General features: G+C 71.3%; 17 protein-coding genes. 4 read left to right on the top strand and 13 right to left on the bottom strand.

Going from position 1 to position 20916, the window contains the following annotated elements; translation table 11 throughout:
* Positions 1-47 precede the first annotated feature (47 nt).
* Together ACTOQ2_RS17705 and ACTOQ2_RS17700 are read left to right on the top strand one after the other, a co-directional pair.
* Complete coding sequence (locus tag ACTOQ2_RS17705) at positions 48-815, top strand: isoprenyl transferase (RefSeq protein ID WP_344750149.1); 768 nt, start codon at positions 48-50, stop codon at positions 813-815.
* Between the two features lie 221 nt (positions 816-1036).
* Entirely contained in the window at positions 1037-2380 is a 1344-nt protein-coding gene (locus ACTOQ2_RS17700) for a PhoH family protein (protein WP_440100622.1), read from the top strand.
* A gap of 156 nt (positions 2381-2536) precedes the next feature.
* Here the strand turns inward: ACTOQ2_RS17700 and ACTOQ2_RS17695 are convergent, their stop codons facing one another.
* The 3 genes from ACTOQ2_RS17695 to ACTOQ2_RS17685 are packed head-to-tail and all read right to left on the bottom strand — an operon-like array spanning position 2537 to position 5321.
* Positions 2537-3169 (bottom strand): hypothetical protein, encoded by a 633-nt coding sequence (locus ACTOQ2_RS17695; protein ID WP_440100621.1) that lies wholly within the window; start codon positions 3167-3169, stop codon positions 2537-2539.
* Between the two features lie 29 nt (positions 3170-3198).
* The gene (locus ACTOQ2_RS17690) at positions 3199-4605 is read right to left on the bottom strand and encodes an ATP-binding protein (protein WP_440100620.1); all 1407 of its coding nucleotides are present in this window, start codon (positions 4603-4605) and stop codon (positions 3199-3201) included.
* 41 nt (positions 4606-4646) lie between these two features.
* Entirely contained in the window at positions 4647-5321 is a 675-nt protein-coding gene (locus ACTOQ2_RS17685) for a response regulator transcription factor (RefSeq protein ID WP_344921373.1), read from the bottom strand.
* Between the two features lie 424 nt (positions 5322-5745).
* On the opposite strand from ACTOQ2_RS17685, the gene ACTOQ2_RS17680 reads away from it, so the two are divergent.
* Both ACTOQ2_RS17680 and ACTOQ2_RS17675 read left to right on the top strand, forming a co-directional pair.
* Positions 5746-6378: a lytic transglycosylase domain-containing protein gene (locus ACTOQ2_RS17680; RefSeq protein ID WP_440100619.1), complete on the top strand. Its 633-nt coding sequence runs from the start codon at positions 5746-5748 to the stop codon at positions 6376-6378.
* Between the two features lie 60 nt (positions 6379-6438).
* Positions 6439-8415: a glycosyltransferase family 2 protein gene (locus tag ACTOQ2_RS17675; protein WP_440100618.1), complete on the top strand. Its 1977-nt coding sequence runs from the start codon at positions 6439-6441 to the stop codon at positions 8413-8415.
* A gap of 130 nt (positions 8416-8545) precedes the next feature.
* On the opposite strand, the gene ACTOQ2_RS17670 is transcribed toward ACTOQ2_RS17675, so the two are convergent.
* The 10 genes from ACTOQ2_RS17670 to ACTOQ2_RS17625 all read right to left on the bottom strand — a co-directional run bounded on the left by ACTOQ2_RS17670 (position 8546) and on the right by ACTOQ2_RS17625 (position 20865).
* Positions 8546-9970, bottom strand: coding sequence for a tannase/feruloyl esterase family alpha/beta hydrolase (locus ACTOQ2_RS17670; protein WP_440100617.1), 1425 nt, complete (start codon positions 9968-9970; stop codon positions 8546-8548).
* Between the two features lie 3 nt (positions 9971-9973).
* Positions 9974-11035, bottom strand: coding sequence for an alpha/beta fold hydrolase (locus ACTOQ2_RS17665; protein ID WP_440100616.1), 1062 nt, complete (start codon positions 11033-11035; stop codon positions 9974-9976).
* Between the two features lie 20 nt (positions 11036-11055).
* Positions 11056-12375 carry an MFS transporter gene (locus ACTOQ2_RS17660; protein ID WP_440100615.1) on the bottom strand — a complete coding sequence of 440 codons (1320 nt, stop codon included), beginning with the start codon at positions 12373-12375 and terminating at the stop codon, positions 11056-11058.
* A 151-nt stretch (positions 12376-12526) separates the two neighbouring features.
* Positions 12527-14521, bottom strand: a complete 1995-nt coding sequence (locus tag ACTOQ2_RS17655; RefSeq protein ID WP_440100614.1) for a helix-turn-helix domain-containing protein — start codon at positions 14519-14521, stop codon at positions 12527-12529.
* 94 nt (positions 14522-14615) lie between these two features.
* The gene (locus ACTOQ2_RS17650; RefSeq protein WP_440100613.1) at positions 14616-15362 is read right to left on the bottom strand and encodes a 3-hydroxybutyrate dehydrogenase; all 747 of its coding nucleotides are present in this window, start codon (positions 15360-15362) and stop codon (positions 14616-14618) included.
* Positions 15363-15573: 211 nt separating this feature from the next.
* A complete protein-coding gene (locus ACTOQ2_RS17645) occupies positions 15574-15960 on the bottom strand; it encodes a tautomerase family protein (RefSeq protein WP_440100612.1) in 387 nt (128 codons plus the stop codon).
* A gap of 134 nt (positions 15961-16094) precedes the next feature.
* Positions 16095-17486: a class II fumarate hydratase gene (locus ACTOQ2_RS17640; protein WP_440068318.1), complete on the bottom strand. Its 1392-nt coding sequence runs from the start codon at positions 17484-17486 to the stop codon at positions 16095-16097.
* A gap of 125 nt (positions 17487-17611) precedes the next feature.
* Complete coding sequence (locus tag ACTOQ2_RS17635) at positions 17612-19423, bottom strand: protein kinase domain-containing protein (RefSeq protein WP_440100611.1); 1812 nt, start codon at positions 19421-19423, stop codon at positions 17612-17614.
* A 35-nt stretch (positions 19424-19458) separates the two neighbouring features.
* The gene (locus ACTOQ2_RS17630; protein ID WP_440068321.1) at positions 19459-20643 is read right to left on the bottom strand and encodes a serine/threonine-protein kinase; all 1185 of its coding nucleotides are present in this window, start codon (positions 20641-20643) and stop codon (positions 19459-19461) included.
* 69 nt (positions 20644-20712) lie between these two features.
* Positions 20713-20865, bottom strand: coding sequence for a Fe-Mn family superoxide dismutase (locus ACTOQ2_RS17625; protein ID WP_440100707.1), 153 nt, complete (start codon positions 20863-20865; stop codon positions 20713-20715).
* Positions 20866-20916: the final 51 nt, after the last annotated feature.

Genomic DNA, 20916 nt, shown 5'->3' with positions numbered 1-20916 from the left:
TTGCCTGTCAGTGCCCATTCGTGGCGGGTGCTGAGGGAGGGGCTTCCATGGGCGTGCGCGATCTCGTCTACCGGGTGTACGAACGCAGGCTTGAGGCGAAGCTGTCCCGTCAGCGGGAGATGGCTCCCCGGCACGTCGGCGTGATCGTCGACGGCAACCGGCGCTGGGCGCGCTCGATGGGCATCGACGATGTGAGCCGCGGGCATCGCAAGGGCGCCGACAAGATCTCGGAGCTGCTCGGCTGGTGCCGCGAGGCCGGGGTCGAGGTCGTCACCGTGTGGCTGCTGTCGAGCGACAACATCAACCGTTCCAAGGATGAGCTGGACCTCCTGATGAAGATCATCGAGGACGTCGTCCAGGAGCTCGTGGCCGACGGATGGCACATCAAGCCCATGGGCGCGCTCGATCTTCTGCCCGATCACACGGCCCGCGTCCTCAAGAACGCAAAAGAAGCGACATCACATCGTCCCGGTTTGATTGTGAACGTTGCTGTTGGGTATGGAGGAAGGCGTGAGATCGCTGATGCGGTGCGCTCCCTTCTCCAGGAGCACGCGAGCAAGGGCGCGAGTATCGAGGACCTTGTCGAGGTCCTCGATGTCGAGCACATCGCGGAGCATCTCTACACGCGCGGTCAGCCCGACCCGGATCTGGTCATCCGGACCTCGGGAGAGCAGCGGCTCTCCGGCTTCCTGCTCTGGCAGAGCGCTCACTCCGAATTCTACTTCTGCGAGGCCTACTGGCCTGACTTCCGCAGGGTCGACTTCTTGCGGGCTCTCCGCTCCTACGCCGCGCGGCACCGCAGGTACGGTTCCTGAAACTCCACATGAACGGCCCCTTTCGGTCAGTCTTAAGCAGTTGGAAGTCGGGCATTCAGGACGTACCGTAAGAAGTAGGAGAGCGCAGCTCACCTACGCCGGAGAGGGCCCGCCTTTGCGTCACGACCTGCTGAGGAGGGCCGGTCAACGGTCCCTGCTCGACGTTCTCGTGAGCGGGCCCGGGGCCGGTCCGCATCCCAGCTCATGGCAGGGCGCCGTCCATGGCGCCCGGGGGAGAACGCGTGGCAAACCCTTCGTCCTCACCCACGTCGCCGGCAGTGCAGCGGCGCACGTACGTCCTGGACACCTCGGTGCTCCTGGCGGATCCAACGGCGATGAGCCGTTTCGCCGAGCATGAGGTCGTCATCCCGATCGTCGTCATCACCGAGTTGGAGGGCAAACGCCATCATCCAGAGCTCGGATACTTCGCGCGCAAGGCGCTAAGGTCCCTCGACGAACTCCGGGTGACGCACGGACGACTGGACGAGCCCATGCCGATCGGCGAGGGCACCATCCGGGTCGAGCTCAACCACAGTGACCCGTCCATCCTGCCCGTCGGGTTCCGGCTCGGCGACAACGACACCCGTATCCTGACCGTGGCGAAGACCCTCGCCGCGGAGGGCGCGGACGTGGTGCTGGTCTCCAAGGACCTGCCGATGCGGGTGAAGGCCGCCTCCATCGGGCTCGCCGCGGACGAGTACCGCGCCGAACTCGTGGTGGAGTCCGGCTGGACCGGCATGGACGAGCTCCAGGTGACCTCGGAGGATGTCGAGACCCTCTTCGAGCACGGCACGGCCGACCTGGTCGAGGCCCGTGACCTGCCCACCCACACGGGTCTGCGCCTGCTGTCCAGCAAGGGTTCCGCGCTGGGCCGGGTGCTGCCCGACAAGTCGGTGCGGCTGGTGCGCGGCGACCGCGAGGTGTTCGGCCTGCACGGCCGTTCCGCCGAGCAGCGCATCGCGCTCGACCTCCTGATGGATCCCGAGGTGGGCATCGTCTCGCTGGGCGGCCGGGCGGGCACGGGAAAGTCCGCGCTCGCCCTCTGCGCCGGCCTGGAGGCGGTCCTGGAGCGCCGCCAGCACCGCAAGGTCATCGTCTTCCGTCCCCTGTACGCCGTGGGCGGCCAGGAGCTGGGCTACCTGCCCGGTTCCGAGAACGAGAAGATGGGCCCGTGGGGTCAGGCGGTCTACGACACCCTGGGCGCGGTCACCACGCCCGAGGTGATCGAGGAGGTCATGGACCGGGGCATGCTGGAGGTGCTCCCGCTCACCCACATCCGCGGCCGGTCGCTCCACGACGCCTTCGTCATCGTGGACGAGGCGCAGTCGCTGGAGCGCGGGGTGCTGCTCACCGTGCTGAGCCGGATCGGCGCCAACTCCCGGGTCGTCCTCACCCACGACATCGCCCAGCGCGACAACCTGCGGGTGGGCCGCCACGACGGCGTCGTGGCGGTGGTGGAGAAGCTCAAGGGGCACCCGCTGTTCGCGCACGTCACCCTGACCCGCTCGGAGCGCTCGCCGATCGCGGCGCTGGTCACCGAGATGCTGGAGGACATCACGATGTGACGGGGCGTCCCGACGTCACCGCCGGAGCGCGGTCGCGGGGTGCCGTACGAGCACCCCGCGACCGCGCTCCGCGCGTTACGGCGCCGGGTTTTTCGTGAACGCGGTCTCTCGTGATGCGGGTCTCTCGTTGTGACGGGGCCGGGCGGTGCGGGATCCTCAGGGCGGCAGCCGCACGCCGGGCGCCGCGAGATTGCGGTACTCGAAGCAGCCCCGGTCGCCCATCGTCTCCGGGGTGCCGGGAAAGAGGCGGGTGACCTCGACGCTCCAGATGCTCTCCTGCTTGTTCTGCCGGATGGTGCAGGTGATCTGGGCGAGGGCCTCCTTGGAGACCTTGCCCTCACCCGTGATGATCACGTTCAGCCGGTAGCCCAGGTTGTCGTCCGGCTCGTTGCGCTGGTCGGTGTTGTCCGAGTAGCGGGTCGTCTTGGTGTCGTAGTGGCTGAAGTCGTTGAGCGCGCTGGTCAGCCCCGCCTCCGGCGGCTGCTTGCCGGCCCGGAACAGGGTGTCGATGATGTTCTTGGCCGAGTCGGAGACCACCGGGACCTTGACGGGCTCCAACCGGCCGTCGCGGAGCAGATAGACCGTCACCCACGTGGGGCTGTAGCTGATCACCGGCGGGTGGCCGTAGTCCTGGACGTCGGTCGGGGAGATGCCGCAGCCGCAGAGCACCAGGGCGGCGGCGAGCAGGCAGGCGAACCACCTCGCGCCGGTGAGCCGTCTCGTGCCGGGGACGGCCGGGCGGGCGGGCCTTCTCCTGCCGGGGGCGGCCGGGCCGGTGGACTCGCTCATGCCCGGGCCGTACGGGCGGGTGGGGCGTCTCATGCCGGGGGGAGCCAGACCGTGAAGAGGGTGCCCGGCCGCTGCGCGCGGACCGAGATCGTGCCCCCGTGCAGCTGGGCGTTGGCCCGCGCGATGGACAGGCCGAGCCCGCTGCCGTCACCCCGGGCGCCGGCCTTGTAGAAACGGTTGAACACGAAGGGCAGGTCCTTCGCGGGGATGCCCTTGCCGTGGTCGCGCACCTTCACCTCCAGGCCGTTCGGGGTGCTGCGGGCGGTCACCATCACCGGGAGCTCACCGTGGCGCAGGGCGTTGCCCACCAGGTTGGCCACGATGACGTCGAAGCGCCTGGGGTCGACGGAGAAGGTCAGTCCCTCGGGGACGTTCACCCGTACCCGGTCCGACCAGCCGCGCGTCTCCAGGCAGTCGCAGACCACGTCGACGATGTTCACGGTGTCCATGTTCAGCGTGGCCGTCCCCGAGTCGAACCGGCTCGCCTCGATGAGCTGCTCGATCAGGGTGCGCAGCCGCGCGATCTCGCGCAGCACCAGCCGCACGGCCGCCGCGGGCTCGGGCGGCAGCCGGTCGGCCTCCTCGGAGAGCATGTCGGTCACCGCGGTCATCGCGGTCAGCGGGGTCCTGAGCTCGTGGGAGACGTCGGCGACGAAGCGGCGGGACATCGCCTCCAGCGCGCGCAGCTCGGTGACGCTCCGCTCCAGGGCGGCGGCGGTGTCGTTGAACGTGGCGGTGAGCTCGGCGAGCTCGTCCTGGCCGTGTACGGGCAGGCGGGTGTCGAGGTGGCCGGCGCCGAGCGCGCGGGCCGCCGAGCCGAGCCGCCTGACCGGCAGCAGGAGCTGCCGGGCCGACACCAGGCCCAGGGACAGCGCGATGATCAGCATGGCGACGCCGGCGACGGCGAGCGGCTGTCGCAGGCCGCTCAGCAGCCGCTCCTCCTCGATGAGGGGAACGAACACGAAGACGGTCATCCCGGTGGGCTGGGCGGTGTGTATGGGCTCGATCCGCCAGACGGGGGTGCCGATGAGCAGCCACATGTCGCCGCCGATGGTCATGCGCTTGGCGACCAGCCGCTGGGTGGCCCTGGCGGCGAGGTCGGCGGGGACGTTCTTGGGGCCGAAGTCGCCGTCGGGGTAGGGGTAGTTCTCGTAGCGGACCACCACCCTGCCGCCCTGGGGGCGCAGGCTTCGCTGCAGCGCGCTGATCTCCTCGTCGGTCGGCGGGCTGTCTCCCGGCCAGAGCGCGCCGACGGGCAGCCTGCTGCCCTCCAGGATGTCGCGCACCTCGCTCACGGCCACGTGCTCGGCCCGCCTGATCATGCTGTTCTTGACGAACTCGTAGCCGATCCCCGCGACGACCGCGGAGGCGGTGACGGCGATCAGGGTGAAGGTGATCACCAGGCGCCCGCGCAGGCCGGTGTACATCCGCCGCATCGAGGGAGGGAACGTCCGCTTCGAGGGGGGGAACGTCCGCTTCACGGCGGGCTGAACCGGTAGCCGAATCCCCGTACCGTGTGGATGAACTCGGGCTCGGCGGGAACCGCCTCGATCTTGGCGCGGACCCGCTGGACGCAGGCGTCGACCAGCCGGGAGTCGGCGACGTGGGTGTGGTCCCAGACGGCCCGCAGCAGATACCTGCGGTTGAGCACCTGGCCGGGGTGGCGGACGAGTTCGAGCAGCAGGCGCAGTTCCGTGGGGGTGAGGTGGACCTCGCGGCCCCCCAGCGCCACCTTGAGCGCGCCCCGGTCGATGACCAGGTCACCGAAGGTGATGCGGTCGGAGGCGACCGACTCCATCCGGCGCAGGACGGCGCGGATGCGGGCGTCCAGCACCCGGGGTTCGACCGGCTTGACCACGTAGTCGTCGGCCCCCGCCTCCAGTCCCACGACCACGTCGAGGTCGTCGCCCCTGGCGGTGAGGAGGATCACCGGCAGCTGGTCGAGCCTGCGGATGCGGCGGCACACCTCGACGCCGTCGATGCCGGGCAGCATGACGTCCAGGATGGCGATCTCCGGACGGCGGGACCTGATGTGCTCAAGGGCCTCCTCACCGCTGGCGTAGGCGGTGACGGAGTGGCCCTGCCGGGTGAGCGCGAGCTCCAACCCGGTACGGACCGAGGGGTCGTCTTCGACGAGGAGGATGCCTGCCACCGGGTAATCATTCTCCCAAGGCTCGGATGGATCTGCCGGGTCACAAAACCCAGACATAAGGCAAACAGTACCTGAACGTGGTGGTCAGACCACGATTCGGGCAATTCACTGATCGTCAAAGGGGGTCAAGGGGCCCCGTACGGCAAAATGTGAGCAAAATCACTCCCAAGCTTTCCTTGCCGGGAAAGGGCTCGTGGCCTGGTGGTTAGGACGTGAGAAACCCCGGCGAACCTGGCCGGACGCCGACCGACGCCGACCAACTCCGCCGTTCCGGTTGCGGACCACCCCCCTCCCCACGGCAAGCTCATAGGTCGTGAGTCCAGGATCACAGCAACTGAAGGAGCGCTCGGCGCCCCGCCCTCGCCGCGCGAACCGCAGGGCGGCCAAGGGGAAGGGCCTCGACGGTCCCAGTTCGAAGCGCGGTATGACCTCCAAGCGCGTGCTGATCCTGGGCGCCGCGCTCGTGGTCCTGGTGGGTGGAGGCGCCTTCACCGCCTACACCGCGGTACAGAACGCCTCGGCGCCGCCGACGAAGCCGCTCACCTTGGACGAGATGTCAAAGATGCTCGGCTCCGACCCGTTCGGCTCCGACCTGCAGTCCGACATGCTGAAGGCCCAGGCCGCCCAGGCGCTCAAGGCCGACAAGATCGTCGCCGAGCGCGAGAACCGCAAGGCCCTCAACCAGGTCAAGATCGTTGACGAGGCGCCGGGCGGCGGCGGGTTCAACCCGCAGCAGCTGCCCCCGGGCACCTCCAACCCGACCGGCAACAGGGCGCTGGGCAAGCAGATGCTGGAGGCCAGGGGCTGGGCCGGCGAGTGGGGCTGCCTGGAGAAGCTCTGGATGAAGGAGAGCGGCTGGAACGAGCGCGCCATGAACACCTCCAGTGGCGCCTACGGCATCCCGCAGTCCCTCCCCGGCCACAAGATGGCCAGCGCCGGAGGCGACTGGCAGACCAACGCGGCCACCCAGATCGAGTGGGGGCTCAGCTACATCAAGGGCCGCTACGGCTCGCCCTGCGGCGCGTGGGCCCATTCCCAGGCCAAAGGCTGGTACTGAGAGACCAGGAGTCGGCAAGTCTGACCTTCTCCCGGCGCCGCGCGCCGCACCCTTGGCCGCATGGACGTGAAGGTCAGCGTGGTGGTGCCGGTGCACAACCCCGGTGATGGCGCCGACGCCTGTATCCGGTCGGTGCTGGAACAGTCGATGGCCTCCGGGAACTACGAGGTCGTCTTCGCCGACGACGGCTCCGACGACGGGACCCGGCAGCGCCTCGACACCCTGGCGGCGGCGCGGTCGGACGTCAGGGTGCTCCACCTCGAGCGGACCGGCTCGCCGATGCGCGGCCGCAACGTCGCCCTCATGGTCGCCAGGGGCGAGTACGTCTACATGCTGAACCAGACCGACCGCCTGGAGCGGGACGCTCTGGAGCGCATGTACTCGCGCGCCGTGGAGACCGGGGCCGACATCCTCCTCGGGCGGCTGATCAGCGACGAGAGGCCGCCCTCCACGGTCTTCGACACCGACCGCGAGAACGCCGACATCGTCGGGGACCGGCTGCTCACGCTGCTCACCCCGCACAAGCTCTTCCGCAGAGCCTTCCTCGACGCCGAGGCGCTGAACTTCTCCGACCCCGGCGGGTGCCTGGCCGAGCAGGCCTTCGCGCTCCGCGCCTACCTGCGGGCCAGGAGAGTCGTCGTCATGGCCGGCCAGGTCTGCTGCCACGTCACCGAGCGGCCCGACCCGCCGGAAGACCCCTACGTCTGGGCCGCGGAGCTGCGCGAGCTGCTCGACATCATCGACGACGAGGTGCCCGAGGGACGCCGGCGCGACCGGATGTACGCCCAGTGGTTTCGCACCGCGGTGCTGCGACGGCTCGGCGGGGGCAGGTTCGTCACCTCCTCCACGGGCCGGGCGGCCACCTTCACCACCCTGCGCGAGCTGGTCGTCCAGCGCTTCCCCCCGCGCCTCGACCTCCTGCTGCCCGTCCCGCTGCGGGCCCGCGCCGCGCTGCTCCGCGCGGGCAGGCTCGACCAGCTCGTCGTCCTGGCCGGGGCCATGCGCGGCGTCCGCCTCCAGGCCGACCTCAACGCCCTCACCTGGGACGACGGCGCGCTCGCCCTGGGGCTCACCGTGGAGATCATGCAGGCCGACGGCACCCCGATGCGCTTCGTCCCGTACGGAGACGACGGCCTGCTCTGGCAGCCCCCTGTCCCCCTCGACGGGCTCCGCCTGCCGCCCGAGATGGCCGACGTCAGCCAGGCCGCCGCCAGGGCGCGGTTCGAGGTCTACGTCAGGCACGAGGCCACCGGGGTCGTCCACTTCCTGCCCTCGGAGTGCTCGATGATCCGCAGCCGTCACCGCAACGGGGTCAGGCTCCAGGTCACCGGCGAGGCCCGGCTGGACGTCGACTCGGCGGCCATGGGCGGCCCGCTGCCCCCGGGGCTCTGGGAGATGCACGTGCGCATGTACGGAGGGGCGCAGCAGGCGCGCACCCGGGTGACCGGGTCGCCGCTGAACTGCACCGGGATGGTCGCCGACCGCTCCAGGCGGCTGATCGTCCCCTGGTGGTCCGACCGGGGGGAGCTGGGGATCTGCGTGGAGCCGCGCTCGTTCCCCGAGTCGATCGTCCTCGTCTCCCCGGGTACGACGGTCATCAGGCAGCGCAAGCACGTCTTCGTCGTCGTGCCCGTGCCGTACGTGCCGCCGAGCGGGGGGCCGCCCGCGGAGCTGGTGTTCCGCCAGACCGCGGGCAGGGAACGCGAGGTCGCCGCCCCCGCGCTGGTCGAGCCCGGCGTCCCCGGGGAGCTGGCCGGGAGGCTGATCGCCAAGATCCCGACCCGGCTGGCGTACCGGGAGGGGTTTCTCGCGCCGGGCGTCTGGGCGCCGTTCCTGCGGGTGGACGGCAAGGAGACCGGGCTCCGCTTCAAGGTGGAGATGAACCGCGGCGGCCGGGTGGAGATCCACAGGTCCGCCGCCGCCAGGCTCTCCGAGCCCTGGTACCCGCTGCTGAAGCGGGTCGCGCTGCGGATACCGCTGGTCAGGAACGCGGTCCGGGTGACCAGGACCGTCCAGCGGCGCTACATGCTCAACTGACGTCCGGATCGCTTTTCCCGGACCGCCCGACGGCGACGGCGCCACACGGCCCGTTGGGGCTGTGTGGCGCCGGGCGGCGGCGTGTCACACGGGTGGTGTGGCGCCGTGCGGTGGTGTCACGTGGTCGGTGTCACGTGCTCAGGCTGCACTCGTTGGGCAGGTCGCCGGTCGAGGGCCTCGGCAGGGTCGCGCTCGGCGGCGGGCTCTGCCTGCGCTCCACCCAGCCCTCCAGGGTCTCGAACGCGCTGCGGAAGCACGGCAGCAGCGGGCGGAGCCTGTCGGGGTAGGAGGCGTAGAGGCTGTCCACGTGGGTGCCGTCGGTGATCCGGTAGTAGCGGAACGGCCGGTGCTCGCCGACCATGTCCGCGTAGACGTCGCCGGAGCGGGAGATCGGCAGCAGCGTGTCCAGCGTGCCGTGGATCGTGATCAGCGGCTTGCCGATCCGGCCGGTGAGCCCGATCTTCCTCACCGCCGCGTACGGCTTGCGCGCGTCGTAGTCGTAGTCGGCGTCGCAGGCCGGGGTGCCCGAGGCGCAGAAGGGGGTGCCGGCATCGGTGTCGCCGTCGAAGGAGGGGTCGAGCTCCTCGCGGTAGACGCGCTGGGTCAGGTCCCAGTAGTACTGGTGGTGGAAGGGCCACAGGAACTCCGAGCCGCGGGCGAAACCCGCGTCGTACATCGCCTGGGTGTCGCCCGCCGGGTAGGCCCGCAGCGCCGGGGGCAGGTAGTTGAGCAGGTTGTCGCCCTTGACCCGCCAGAGCGTGCCCTCCCAGTCGATCCCGCCGTCATACAGCCAGGCCCGGTTCTCCAGCTGCCAGCGGACCAGGTACCCACCGTTGGAGATGCCCGCGGCGTAGGTCCGCTGGGGAAGCCTGCCGTAGCGCTGGGCGACGACTGCCTTGGCCGCGATCGCGACCTGCGTGACCCGGTCGTTCCACTCGGCGATCGCGTCACCGGGCCGGCGGCCGTCCTTGTAGAAGGTGGCGCCGACGTTGCCCTTGTCCGTCACCGCGTAGGCGTAGCCCTTGGCCAGCGCCCAGTCGGAGACGGTGAAGTCGTTGGCGTACTGCTCCCGGTTGCCCGGGGTGCCGGTGACCACCAGCCCGCCGTTCCAGTTGTCGGGCAGCCGCAGCACGAACTGCGAGTCGTGGTTCCAGCCGTGCGTCGTGTTGGAGGTCGAGGTGTCGGGGAAGTAGCCGTCGACCTGGATGCCGGGCACGCCCTTCGGGTTGACCGCCCCCGCGGGGTGCAGGCCCGCCCAGTCGGCCGGGTCGGTGTGCCCGGAGACGGTCGTGCCGGCCGTCGTGAGGTCGTCCAGGCAGGCCTTCACCTGGTGCTCGGCACCCGGCACCGCCACCCGGTCCAGCCGCGCGCAGTGCGCCGGTGAGGTCTCCGCGCTCGCCGCCGGTGCCACGGTCAGGGCCACCAAGGCGGCGAGGCCGACGGCGGCGATTTTGGTACGTGAGGTCGCGCCGGGGACCGGACCGAGGAACCGGGTTCGAGCGGCCGAACCGCGACGCGAAGCGTCGCTGTCAATGTCGCCGTCAATACTGCGCATGTGTCAGCTCCGCTTCAGGTGGTCGGAGAGGGCGGCGCGGAACTCGGCGGGCCGCTCGATGTGCGGGCTGTGGCCGCAGTCCAGGACGGTCTCGGTGTACGGGCCGTACCGCTCCAGGACGGCGCGGGTCTGGGTGACCATCGGCTGCGCGGGGGTGCCCGGCGAGCCGGGGACGGCCCCCAGGGCGCCCAGGTGGGCCAGGTCGAACAGCGAGGTGTCGGAGACGATCACGTCGGCCTCGCCCCTGATCCACAGGATCGGCGGCTTCGGGTCGATCGTGTGCAGGTCGTCGATCCGGAAGTGCGTCGGGGCGAACGAGTTGAGCACGCCCCGCGTACCGGGGCGGACCCCCGGCCACTCCTCCGACGCCGCCGCGTCACCCGGGTAGTGGTCCTCGCCGACCCTCGTGGACAGCATCGACGCGACCAGGGCGTCCTCGTCCTCGATCACCGTGCCGGGCGTCACGTACGTGGTCCGCATCACGTTCCTCGGCGAGACCGGGGAGCCGTCCGAGGTGTCCCCTTCCGCGAGCAGCTTCACGAAGTCGGGGTTGGCCGCCCCCGCCCCGCCGCCCGTGCCGTCGGGGTGGTTCAGCACGCCGTCGGCACCGTGCGTGCCGCCGAAGCCGTACGGGGAGATCGGGTTGACCAGGGTCACGCTCCGCACGGCGGACGGACGGTCGCGCAGCGCCTGCAGCACGACCCCGCCGCCCATGCTCCAGCCGACCAGGTGCACGCCGTCCAGCCCGAGGGCGTCGAGGAGGGCGAGCACGTCGTCGGAGTAGTCCCGCAGGCCGCGGGTCGCGTCGACCGGGGCGGGCTCGGTGTCGCCGAAACCCCGCAGGTCCACGGCGAGCGGCCGGTGGCCCGCCTCCGCGAGGGCGAGCATCGTGCCCCGCCAGAAGGCGGCGCTCGACACGTTCCCGTGCACGAACAGCACGGTCTCGCCGCTTTCCACAGTGTTCCCGGCGTTCCCGGCGTTCCCGGTGTTCTGCTCGCTCCCGGCGACCGACAGGACGTTCTGGGTGATCCGGCCGGTGGGCACCGGCCGGTTCTCGATACGCATCAGATGTCTCTCCGTACCGGTCAGCGAGTGGTCTTGGCCTCGTCGCGGGTGCCGATGGTGACGAGGTCGCGGCCACGGGTCTCGCGTGAGACGTACACGGTGATCAGGGTGAGCACGGCGGCCCCGGCCACGTACAGCATGATGGGGAGCGACGAATTGTAGGCGTCCAGCAGGGCGACCGCGATCAGCGGGGCGAGGGCGCCCGCGACGATCGAGGCGAGCTGCGAGCCGATCGAGACGCCCGAGTAGCGCATCCTCGTGGCGAACAGCTCGGAGAAGAACGCGGCCTGCGGGCCGTACATCGCGCCGTGCAGGATCAGCCCGACGGTCACCGCCAGGGTGACGGCGGCGAAGTTCTTCGTGTCGATCAGCGGGAAGAACGCGAAGGCCCACAGCCCCACCCCGGCGGCGCCGAGCAGGTAGACGGGCCGGCGGCCCAGCCGGTCGGACAGCGCCCCCCACATCGGGATCGAGACGAAGTGGATGGCCGAGCCGATCAGCACCGCGTTGAGCACGACCGGCTTCGCCAGCCCCGCCTGCGCCGTCGCGTAGACCAGCACGAACGCGGTGATCACGTAGTAGGAGACGTTCTCCGCGAAGCGGGCGCCGATCGCGATGAGGACGTCCCGCCAGTGGTGCCTGAAGACCTCCACGATCGGCAGGGACGGCGCGGGCTCGGCGTTGGCGACCGCCTGCTGGAAGACCGGCGACTCGCTGATGGAGAGCCGGATCCACATGCCGACCAGCACCAGCACGCCGGACAGCAGGAACGGGATCCGCCAGCCCCAGCTCACGAACGCCTCCTCCGTCTGGACCGCGGCCAGCACCGCCAGCACAGCGGTGGCCAGCAGGTTGCCGCCGGGGGCGCCCGCCTGCGGCCAGGAGGCCCAGAAGCCGCGGCGCGCGGCGTCGCCGTGCTCGGAGACGATCAGCACCGCGCCGCCCCACTCGCCGCCGAGGGCGAAGCCCTGGACGAGCCGGAGCAGGGTCAGCAGCAGCGGCGCCGCCATGCCGATCGCCGCGTGGGTCGGCAGGCAGCCGATCAGGAAGGTCGCCCCGCCCATCAGCAGCAGGCTGACCACCAGCAGCTTCTTGCGGCCGAGCCGGTCGCCGAAGTGCCCGAAGACCAGCGCGCCCAGCGGGCGGGCCACGAAGCCCACCGCGTAGGTCAGGAACGCCAGCAGGGTGCCCGTCAGCGGCTCCGACTGGGGGAAGAACAGCTGCGGGAAGACCAGCGCGGCGGCGGAGCCGTACAGGAAGAAGTCATACCACTCGATCGTGGTGCCGACGAGGCTGGCACCCACGATCTTTCCGATGGGGGTACGGGTTTTCTCTGCCATCTCACTCACCAAGGGGAATCGCTGTTGGGGGGGATTCCGGCTACCGTACGTAGTGACCGCCGTCACTCCTATGGGTACGACCGCCATAGCCGACGGGCGCCCTATGTGGATATGTGAGACCGCCCCGCCGCGAGGCCCGCCGACGGCCGGATCAGCCGCTGAGCCGGTGCAGGCGCAGGGCGAGCTGGATCTCCAGGGCCCGCTCGGGGGCCTGCCAGTCGTCGCCGAGCAGCTGGCCGATCCGGTCCAGACGCTGGGTGACCGTGTTGACGTGGATGTGCAGGGTCTCGCTCGTCCGCGACAGCGAGCCGCCCGTGCCGAAGTACGCGGTGAGCGTCTGGATCAGCGCGGTGCCCCTGCGGGCGTCGTAGTCGATCACCGGGCCGAGCGCCGAGGCGAGGAACGCCCCGATGTCGCGCCCCTCGCCGACCAGCAGGCCGACGAAGCCCAACTCCCTGGCTCCGGCGCCCTCCCCGGCCCTCCCCAGGGCCACCAGGGCGTCGGCGCAGCGCTGCGCCTCCCGGTGCGCGGCGGCCACCTCCGCGGTGCCGCGCACGGGCCCTCCGGCGCCCGCGGTGGCCGGGTGGCCGAGCGAGGCGCTCAGCTCGGCCGCCACCCGCTTGGCCAGGGGTCCCGGCCGGTCCCCGGGAAGCAGCAGGACCACCTCGTCGCCGCGCTGCGCCGCGAGGCCGTGGTGCAACGTCGCCTGGGAGGACGCCCAGAACGCGGCCCGCTCCCGCCCGCCGCCGTGGCGGACCACGACCACCACGTGGTCGTGATCCAGGTTCACCCCCACCCGCCGGGCGCGGTCGGCCAGGCCGTCGAGGGCGGGCCGCGAGATCAGGTCGTCGAGCAGCTCGCCCCTGACCCTGCCCTCCGCCTCTGCCACCGTACGCCTGAACAGCAGCAGCAACGCGGTCACCAGCGCGGCCCGCTCCAGGATGCGCTGGTCGGCGTCCGACACCTGGCCGCCGTTGCGCAGCACCAGCGTGCACAGCGGCTCCGCGCCCACGTCCACCGACGCGACCAGCAGGTCTCCCTGCCGCACGGTGCGCCCCAGCGCCCTCGACGACCGCGCGGCGTCCGCGATCACGTCGGCGGCCTTCCGCGTCCCTCGCCTGGCGGTCGGCTTCGAGCCCGGTCTCCGGCCCGTCCCCGAGTTCGTCCCCGATCCCGTTCCTGAGCTCGTCTCCGGGCCGGACACCGGCTGGTCGAACGCCGCCTCGCCCAGCGCGCCCTCCTCCAGCACGCCCGCGTCCCCGGCGATCGGGTGCCCGGCGTCGTCGAGCACCGTCAGCGAGCCGCCGAGCACCTCCGTCACCACCGCCGCCACGTCCTCGACCCCGCCGCCGCGCAGCACCAGGCCGGTCATCCGGTCGTGCGCGAGCGCGGCGCGCTCCACGGCCTGGCTGTGCGCGTTCACCTGCCGGTTGGCCTCGCTGAGCTCCTCCAGCGCGTTCCTGGTCTCCTGCAGCAGCCGGGCGTTGTCGATCGCCACCGCCGCGTGCGCGGCCAGCGAGCCCAGCAGCACGACCTCGTCCTGGGTGAAGGGCCGCACGCTCCGGTTGGCCGCGAACAGCACCCCGATCACCCGCGCGCCCAGCTTGAGCGGTACGCCGAGGATGGCGACCAGCCCCTCTTCGAGCACCGCGTCGTCGATGTCGGTCTTGTGCCGGAAGCGCTCGTCGGCGAAGTAGTCGGCGGTCGAGTACGGGGTGGCGGTCTGGGCCACCAGCCCGCCGAGCCCCGCGCCCATGGCCAGCCGCAGCGCCCGGAACTTCGCCGACACCGAGCCGTCGGTCACCCGCATCCAGGTGTCGCCCCGCTCCGGGTCGTGCAGGGTCATGTAAGCGGCGTCGGTGCCGAGCAGCTGCCTGGCCCGGTGCACGATGGCCTCCAGGACGGCATCCAGATCCCGCAGCCCGGCCAGGTCGCCCGCCGTGTCGAACAGCGCCGACAGCTCCGCCTCCCGCTTCGCCCTGCGCCGCAGCAGCGCCCGCACCTTCAGCGCGGCGAGCTTGGCCTCCTCCAGCTCCGCCAGCGCCTCCGCGCCGGCCCCGCCGGTCCTCGCCGAGAGAACGGGCCCCTCGAACTCGACCGCCGAAGCCTCCCTGGCCAGCAGTTCGAGAAAGACCCGTGCGCTCATACCGCCCATTCTCCGATGCTCGCGACGCCGCTCAGGTCCGGCTCCTTCCCTCGTCGGCTCGATCTCCGGCGCCGGTCCCACGGGTTCACCGGGCTCAGCGGGCGGTCCAGCCGCCGTCTATGGGGAGGGAGGTGCCGGTCATGAAGGAGCCGTGCGGGCCGCAGAGGTAGGCGACGAGCTCGGCGACCTCCTCCGGTTCGATCAGCCGCTTGACGGCGGCGGGGGCGAGCATGATCTGCTCGACCACCTCGTCCCTGCCGATGCCGTGGGTGCCGGCCTGGGCGCCGATCTGGTTCTCCACCAGGGGCGTGCGGACGTAGGCGGGGCTCACGCAGTTGGAGGTGACGCCGTGGGCGGCGCCCTCCAGGGCGATCGTCTTGGACAGCCCTTCGAGGGCGTGCTTGGCGGTGACGTACGCCGACTTGTAGGGCGAGGCGCGGAGCCCGTGGACCGAGGAGATGTTGACGATCCGGCCCCAGCCGCGCTCGTACATGCCCGGCAGGACCTCCCTGACCAGCAGGAAGGGTGCCTCGACCATCACTTTGAGGATCTTGGAGAACACCTCCGGGGGGAACTCCTCGATCGGGGCGACGTGCTGGAACCCGGCGTTGTTCACCACGATGTCCGTGCCGGGCGGGATCGCCCGTACGAAGTCCGGTTCCGACAGGTCCGCGACGACGGGTGTTCCCGAGATCTCCGCGGCGACCTTCGCCGCCGCCTCGGCGTCGATGTCGACCGCCAGCACGTGCGCGCCGGCCGCGGCCAGCCGGTGCGCGCAGGCGCGCCCGATCCCGCTGCCCGCCCCGGTCACCACGGCTTGCCGACCCGCTAGGTCAATCATGCTGCCGAATCTAGGCAATGACCCGAATCCCAGCCCATGTCGCTCACCCCCACACTCCGTTACATGCTTATGTGGCGAGCCTCCGCTCCGACAGGGGCACCGTCCTCCCCTCCGCACCCGTTCCAGGGGCGCCTTCGCGCGTTCCGGGGTGCGAACGCCCGGAGCCGGTCGCCGCCGGGGCACGGTGCCGGAGACAGGGGTCGCGCGGCTCTCAGATGGTGACCGGGTACATGAGTGTCAGCTCGTCGCCGGGGAGGCCGCGGATGCCCCAGTTGACCTTGGGGGACTCCATGATCACGATTTCCAGGTCCTCGGCGGGGAGGTCGAGCGCCTCCCTGGCCCTGGTGAACAGGGCGCGGATCAGCGAGCGCTTGGCCTCGTCCGACCGGCCGCTGAAGCAGGCGATCTCCACGATGAGGTACCGCTCGCTCCGCTGCGGGCAGGTCATGTCCTCGGCGTCCAGCAGCAGGAACCGGTGGAACCGCTTGTCCTCGGGAAGCTGCCAGACGTCCACCAGGCAGCCGTGGACGGTGTCGGAGATCTCCTGGCGCTGGTCGGCCCACACGTCCCTGCGGCCGTAGAACTTGATCTGGGTCATGCCCCGAGTCTCCCAGGCGGCCGATCTACGGCTCTGGTGGGGTCGGCGGCCGGGGCCGCCGGTCCGCCATGCCGATCCGGTCACCGGTACGCGACGGCGGCCCGGGCGTGGTCCACGAGGGGGGTGGGACGCGTCTACGAGGGCGGCCGGGTCATGGAGAGCACGTCGAGCAGCTCGTCGAGCCGTTCCTCGGTGAGGGTGCCGTTGGAGACGTGTCCGCGCTCGATGACGACCTCGCGGATGGTCTTGCGCTCCGCCAGGGCCTGCTTCGCTATCTTCGCCGCCTCCTCGTACCCGACGTACGGGTTGAGCGGGGTGACGATCGACGGCGACGACTCCGCGTACTCGCGCATGCGGTCGACGTTGGCGGTGATGCCGTGCACGCACCGGTCGGCCAGCAGGCGGGAGGCGTTGGCGAGCAGCCGTACCGACTCCAGGACGTTGCGCGCGATGACCGGGAGCATCACGTTGAGCTCGAACGTGCCGGAGGCGCCGGAGAAGGCGATGGCCGCGTCGTTCCCGATGACCTGGGCGGCGACCATGGTCACCGCCTCGGGGACGACCGGGTTGACCTTGCCCGGCATGATCGAGGAACCGGGTTGCAGGTCGGGCAGGTTGATCTCGCCGAGTCCCGCGCGGGGGCCGGACCCCATCCAGCGCAGATCGTTGGCGATCTTGTTGAGCGAGATCGCGACCGTGCGGAGCTGGCCGGAGAGCTCGACGACGGCGTCCCGGGCACCCTGGGCCTCGAAGTGGTCCGGAGCCTCGGAGAACGGCAATCCGGTGGCCTCGCGCAGCCTCTCGATGACCTTGGCCGCGAAGCCGGGAGGGGTGTTGACGCCGGTGCCGACCGCCGTGCCGCCCAGGGGCAGCTGGGTGAGGCGCGGGAGCGCGCCCCGCACCCGCGCGATGGCGTTCTCGATCTGCGTGGCGTACCCGCCGAACTCCTGTCCCAGCGTGACCGGGGTGGCGTCCATCAGGTGCGTGCGGCCGGCCTTGACCACGCCGTCGAACTCCAGCGACTTGTCCCGCAGCGCGGTGGCCAGGTGCCGCAGCGAGGGGATCAGGTGGTACGAGACCTCGGTCGTGGCGGCGACGTGGATGGACGTGGGGAACACGTCGTTGGACGACTGCGAGGCGTTCACGTGGTCGTTGGGGTGGACGGGACGGCCGAGCCGCTCCTCGGCGAGGGTGGCGATCACCTCGTTGGCGTTCATGTTGGAGGAGGTGCCGGAGCCGGTCTGGAAGACGTCGACGGGGAACTCGCCGTCCCACTCGTTCTCCGCGACGTCGGTGGCGGCCTCGGCGATCGCCTGCGCCAGCTCCTTGTCGAGCACCCCCAGCTCCGCGTTGACCTCGGCGGCGAGTGCCTTGATCAGGCCGAGCGCCGCGATGTGCGGGACCTCCAGCCCGCGCCCGGAGACGGGGAAGTTCTCCACCGCCCGCTGGGTCTGCGCCCGCCACTTCGCACCCGCGGGAACCCGTACCTCACCCATCGAGTCATGCTCGATCCGATACTCGCTCATGAACCCAGTCTGCGTCCTGGAGGGGGAATCAAACCGGGTGGGGAGGGGGTGGGTACGGGGTTCTCCTCGCGGGCCGTGCTCGTGACGGTGCTCGTGACGGTGCTCGGAAGTGCTCGTGACCGTGCTCAGAAGAAGGCGGCCACCGTCAGGATCATGATCACCACGAGGGCGATCGCCGCCACGCCCATGAGGACGAGGACGCCGATCCGGGTCTTCTGCGACGGCGGCTTCCTCGGCACGGGGCGGCCGGGGTCGGGCCGGGCGTTCTGGTTCGCGATCGCGAACAGGTCGGTGCCCAGGCCAGGGGAGCGGTAGGCGCCGTCGGACGCCTCGGGGCCCGGCGGACGCCAGGGCTGCGCGGACCCCGGTCCACCCTGGTCGGGCGGGCCGCCGGCACCGGGCGGCCGGTTGCCGGGGAAGAGCCTCAGCGGCGGAGGGGGCGCTTCGGGGTCAGGGGACCCCGGGCGTCCCTCGCCGGAGGCCGCGACCTCCGGATCGACCGGGGGGAAGCCGTGCGGCGGGGTGGCGGAGAGATCGGGCCTGCCGCTCACCGGGAACCCGTGGGGCGGGGTGGCCGCAGACTCGCTTCCCGGGCCTCCGAAGGCCGCCGTTTCCTCGGCCGGCTCGTCGAAGGCACCCGGCCCGAACGCCCCGGGCCTCCCGAAGGCGCCACCGGGGGTCGCGGGTCCTCGCGCGACGGGGGTGCCGAGACCGGCGGGACCCTTTCGCCCCGCGACCGGCCTGCCCGGCTCCGCGAGCGGCGGCCGGTCCGGGTAGGGCGAGGTCGTCGGACGGCCGGAGGCCGGTGCCGGGGAGGCGGTGGGTCCGGAGGGTTCGGTGGGCGCCGTCCCGCCGGGGATGCGCAGACCGTCCTTGGGGCGGATGACCACCATGGTGCGGTCGGCGTCGAAACCGCCCGCGTCGTCCTCGGGGACGTCGGGGCCATCCGGCTCCTGCCCGGCGTCTCCTGCGTCCCCTGCGTCTCCGATGTGTCCGGTGTCTCCGGTGTCCTCCACGAGGGGGGTCTCGGAGGCCGGGGGAGACGGTGCGAAGGCGGGGGCGGAAGGGGCCGCGGCGGGCGCCGGGGGCGGGGGGATGGACTCCGCGAGGTGCGAGGGGGTGTCGGCCACCGCCCGGAGCAGCGCGCCCGCCTGGGCGGCCGTCAGCCGCGCCGTGTGGTCCTTCTCCAGCAGCTGTTCGAGCACCGGGCGCAACGGCCCCGCCTGGGTCGGCGGGTCGACCTGCTCGCTCATCAGCGCGGCCAGGGTCTCCGCCACCGAGGACCGCTCGTAGGCCGGGCGGCCCTCGACCGCGAAGTACAGCGTGGCGCCGAGGGACCACAGGTCCGACTCGGGCCCGGTGTGCTCGCCGCGTGCCCGCTCGGGCGCGGTGTATCCGGGGGAGCCGATCACCATGCCGGTCTTGGTGAGGCTCGTGTCGCCCTCCGCCTTGGCGATGCCGAAGTCGGTGAGGACCACCCGGCCGCTCTCGGTGATCAGCACGTTGCCGGGCTTCACGTCGCGGTGCAGGACCCCCTGGGCATGGGCCGCGCGGAGCGCCCCCAGCAGGTCGGCCCCGATCTCGGCGACGAGGCGGGGTGGGAGGGGACCTTCCTCCTCGATCACCTGCTCCAGGGAACGCGCCTGCACGAGCTCCATGATGATCCAGGGGCTGCCGTCCTCGACGATGGCGTCGTGGACGGTGGCCACCGAGGGGTGGCTGATGCGGGCGGCCGTACGACCCTCGCGGATCATCCGTTCCCGAAGTTCGGTGCGCTGCGCCTCGCTGAGGCCGGGCTCCTGGCGGATCTCCTTGATGGCGACCTCACGGCCGAGGGAACGGTCGTGGGCTTTCCAAACGGTGCCCATCGTGCCCCGGCCGAGCGGCGCGATCAGCTCGTAACGGTCCGCGAGCACACGCGTCTGCTGTTCCGGCATGAGAAGAAGATAGCCATTCCACCTTGAGAAGCGCTTTACCCGCGCTTACGGAGTTCCCTCGGCCAGAGAAGACGCGGGAGGACCAACCTTATGAAGGGTGTCATAAAACGGACAATTGGGCGATAGGTTGGCGAAATCTCCGTCGGCTTCCGGTGGACGCCCTCGCCGGGACGCCGGTGCGCGCGAAGCTGGGGCGTCGGCCCCGACGCGGGCCCCGACGGCGGCGGGGGCGATCCGGGCGAGGAGGGCCGCGGTGCCGGGGGCGGCGCGGAGCCGACCCGGTGCAGCCCGCGATGCTGCGAGCGGCGGCTGAACGGCGGAGCCGACGCCCCGTCGGACCCGCCCGCGGACGGCCTGCCGTCGGGCCGCCCGGGGGGCCTGGGGAAGGACTCCTCGGCCATCCCGCCGGCCGCCACCCTGGCGAGCATCATCGAGGCCCGTCCCGCCTCGAGCCGGGAGTTCGGGTCGATCGTGAGGAGGCCGCGCAGCACCGGCGTGAGCGGTCCGGCCCGCTCCATGGGGATCGGCTCGCCACTGGTCAGCGCGGCGAGCGCGGCCGCCGCCGTACGGCGCCCGTGCAGGCCCCGGCCCTCGACGGCGGTGTAGAGGGTCGCGCCGAGCGACCACAGGTCGCCGGACGGGCTGGCCTTGGCCCCCAGCACGCGCTCGGGGGCGATGTATCCGGCGGAACCCAGCACGATGCCCGCCTGGGTGATCGACACGTCGCCTTCGAGCGCGGCCAGGCCGAAGTCGGTGAGCACGGCCCGGTCGTCGGTCACCAGGACGTTGCTCGGCTTCACGTCGCGGTGGAGGATCCCCTTGGCGTGCACGGCGCGCAACGCCCCCAGGACCTGCCGGCCGATCTCGGCCACCTGGCGCGGCGGCAGCGGCCCGTGGTCCTGGAGGAGCTGCTCCAGCGATCGGGCGCGGAGCAGCTCCATCACGATCCAGGGGCGCTCGTCCTCGGTGACGACGTCGAAGACGGTGATGACGGAGGGGTGGGCGACCATCGCGGTCGCGCGCCCCTCGCGCTCGGTCCTGGCGCACAGCTCGGCACGGAGCTCCTCGTCGAGGACCAGGGGGAGGCGGACCTCCTTGACGGCCACCTCGCGGTTGAGCAACTCGTCGTGTGCTCGCCAGACGGTGCCCATGCCACCGCGCCCCACCGGTTCTGACAGCCGGTAGCGCGCTGCGAGAAGGTATCCGGGCGGCGCACGCATGTGGTGCAGCTTACCGATTTGCGTAATGCGACCAGTAGAGACCCGGCCGAATCTTCTTGCCAACTTGGGTCAGATTTTCGCGCTCGTGACTGTTGAGAAACTTTGCGTGACATCTGCCCAGTTGACCGGAGTCCATAACTTCTCCTCGTAATCGAGCCGTATGTTGCGGTACTGGAGGTAATAAGGGCCGTTCGGCCCAGGTGGATCCCCTGCAGAGAGCATCGGCAGGGCCACGAAGCAGACGAAGCCGACCTCGCGCACACCGCCGCACGG

Origin of the sequence: Streptosporangium sp. H16 (assembly GCF_051918855.1) — a bacterium.
Lineage (GTDB): Bacteria > Actinomycetota > Actinomycetes > Streptosporangiales > Streptosporangiaceae > Streptosporangium.
Note: the sequence above shows the minus strand (reverse complement) of the source record. Positions and strands in the feature narration are given on the sequence as shown.

Coding starts and splice junctions, on each gene's coding strand:
- ACTOQ2_RS17640 (WP_440068318.1), bottom strand. CDS start 17,486: ATGAGCGAGTATCGGATCGAGCATGACTCGATGGGTGAGGTACGGGTT.
- ACTOQ2_RS17655 (WP_440100614.1), bottom strand. CDS start 14,521: ATGAGCGCACGGGTCTTTCTCGAACTGCTGGCCAGGGAGGCTTCGGCG.
- ACTOQ2_RS17680 (WP_440100619.1), top strand. CDS start 5,746: ATGACCTCCAAGCGCGTGCTGATCCTGGGCGCCGCGCTCGTGGTCCTG.
- ACTOQ2_RS17635 (WP_440100611.1), bottom strand. CDS start 19,423: ATGCCGGAACAGCAGACGCGTGTGCTCGCGGACCGTTACGAGCTGATC.
- ACTOQ2_RS17660 (WP_440100615.1), bottom strand. CDS start 12,375: ATGGCAGAGAAAACCCGTACCCCCATCGGAAAGATCGTGGGTGCCAGC.
- ACTOQ2_RS17665 (WP_440100616.1), bottom strand. CDS start 11,035: ATGCGTATCGAGAACCGGCCGGTGCCCACCGGCCGGATCACCCAGAAC.
- ACTOQ2_RS17700 (WP_440100622.1), top strand. CDS start 1,037: ATGGCGCCCGGGGGAGAACGCGTGGCAAACCCTTCGTCCTCACCCACG.
- ACTOQ2_RS17645 (WP_440100612.1), bottom strand. CDS start 15,960: ATGACCCAGATCAAGTTCTACGGCCGCAGGGACGTGTGGGCCGACCAG.
- ACTOQ2_RS17630 (WP_440068321.1), bottom strand. CDS start 20,643: ATGCGTGCGCCGCCCGGATACCTTCTCGCAGCGCGCTACCGGCTGTCA.
- ACTOQ2_RS17705 (WP_344750149.1), top strand. CDS start 48: ATGGGCGTGCGCGATCTCGTCTACCGGGTGTACGAACGCAGGCTTGAG.
- ACTOQ2_RS17690 (WP_440100620.1), bottom strand. CDS start 4,605: ATGCGGCGGATGTACACCGGCCTGCGCGGGCGCCTGGTGATCACCTTC.
- ACTOQ2_RS17625 (WP_440100707.1), bottom strand. CDS start 20,865: ATGCTCTCTGCAGGGGATCCACCTGGGCCGAACGGCCCTTATTACCTC.
- ACTOQ2_RS17695 (WP_440100621.1), bottom strand. CDS start 3,169: ATGAGCGAGTCCACCGGCCCGGCCGCCCCCGGCAGGAGAAGGCCCGCC.
- ACTOQ2_RS17675 (WP_440100618.1), top strand. CDS start 6,439: ATGGACGTGAAGGTCAGCGTGGTGGTGCCGGTGCACAACCCCGGTGAT.
- ACTOQ2_RS17650 (WP_440100613.1), bottom strand. CDS start 15,362: ATGATTGACCTAGCGGGTCGGCAAGCCGTGGTGACCGGGGCGGGCAGC.
- ACTOQ2_RS17670 (WP_440100617.1), bottom strand. CDS start 9,970: ATGCGCAGTATTGACGGCGACATTGACAGCGACGCTTCGCGTCGCGGT.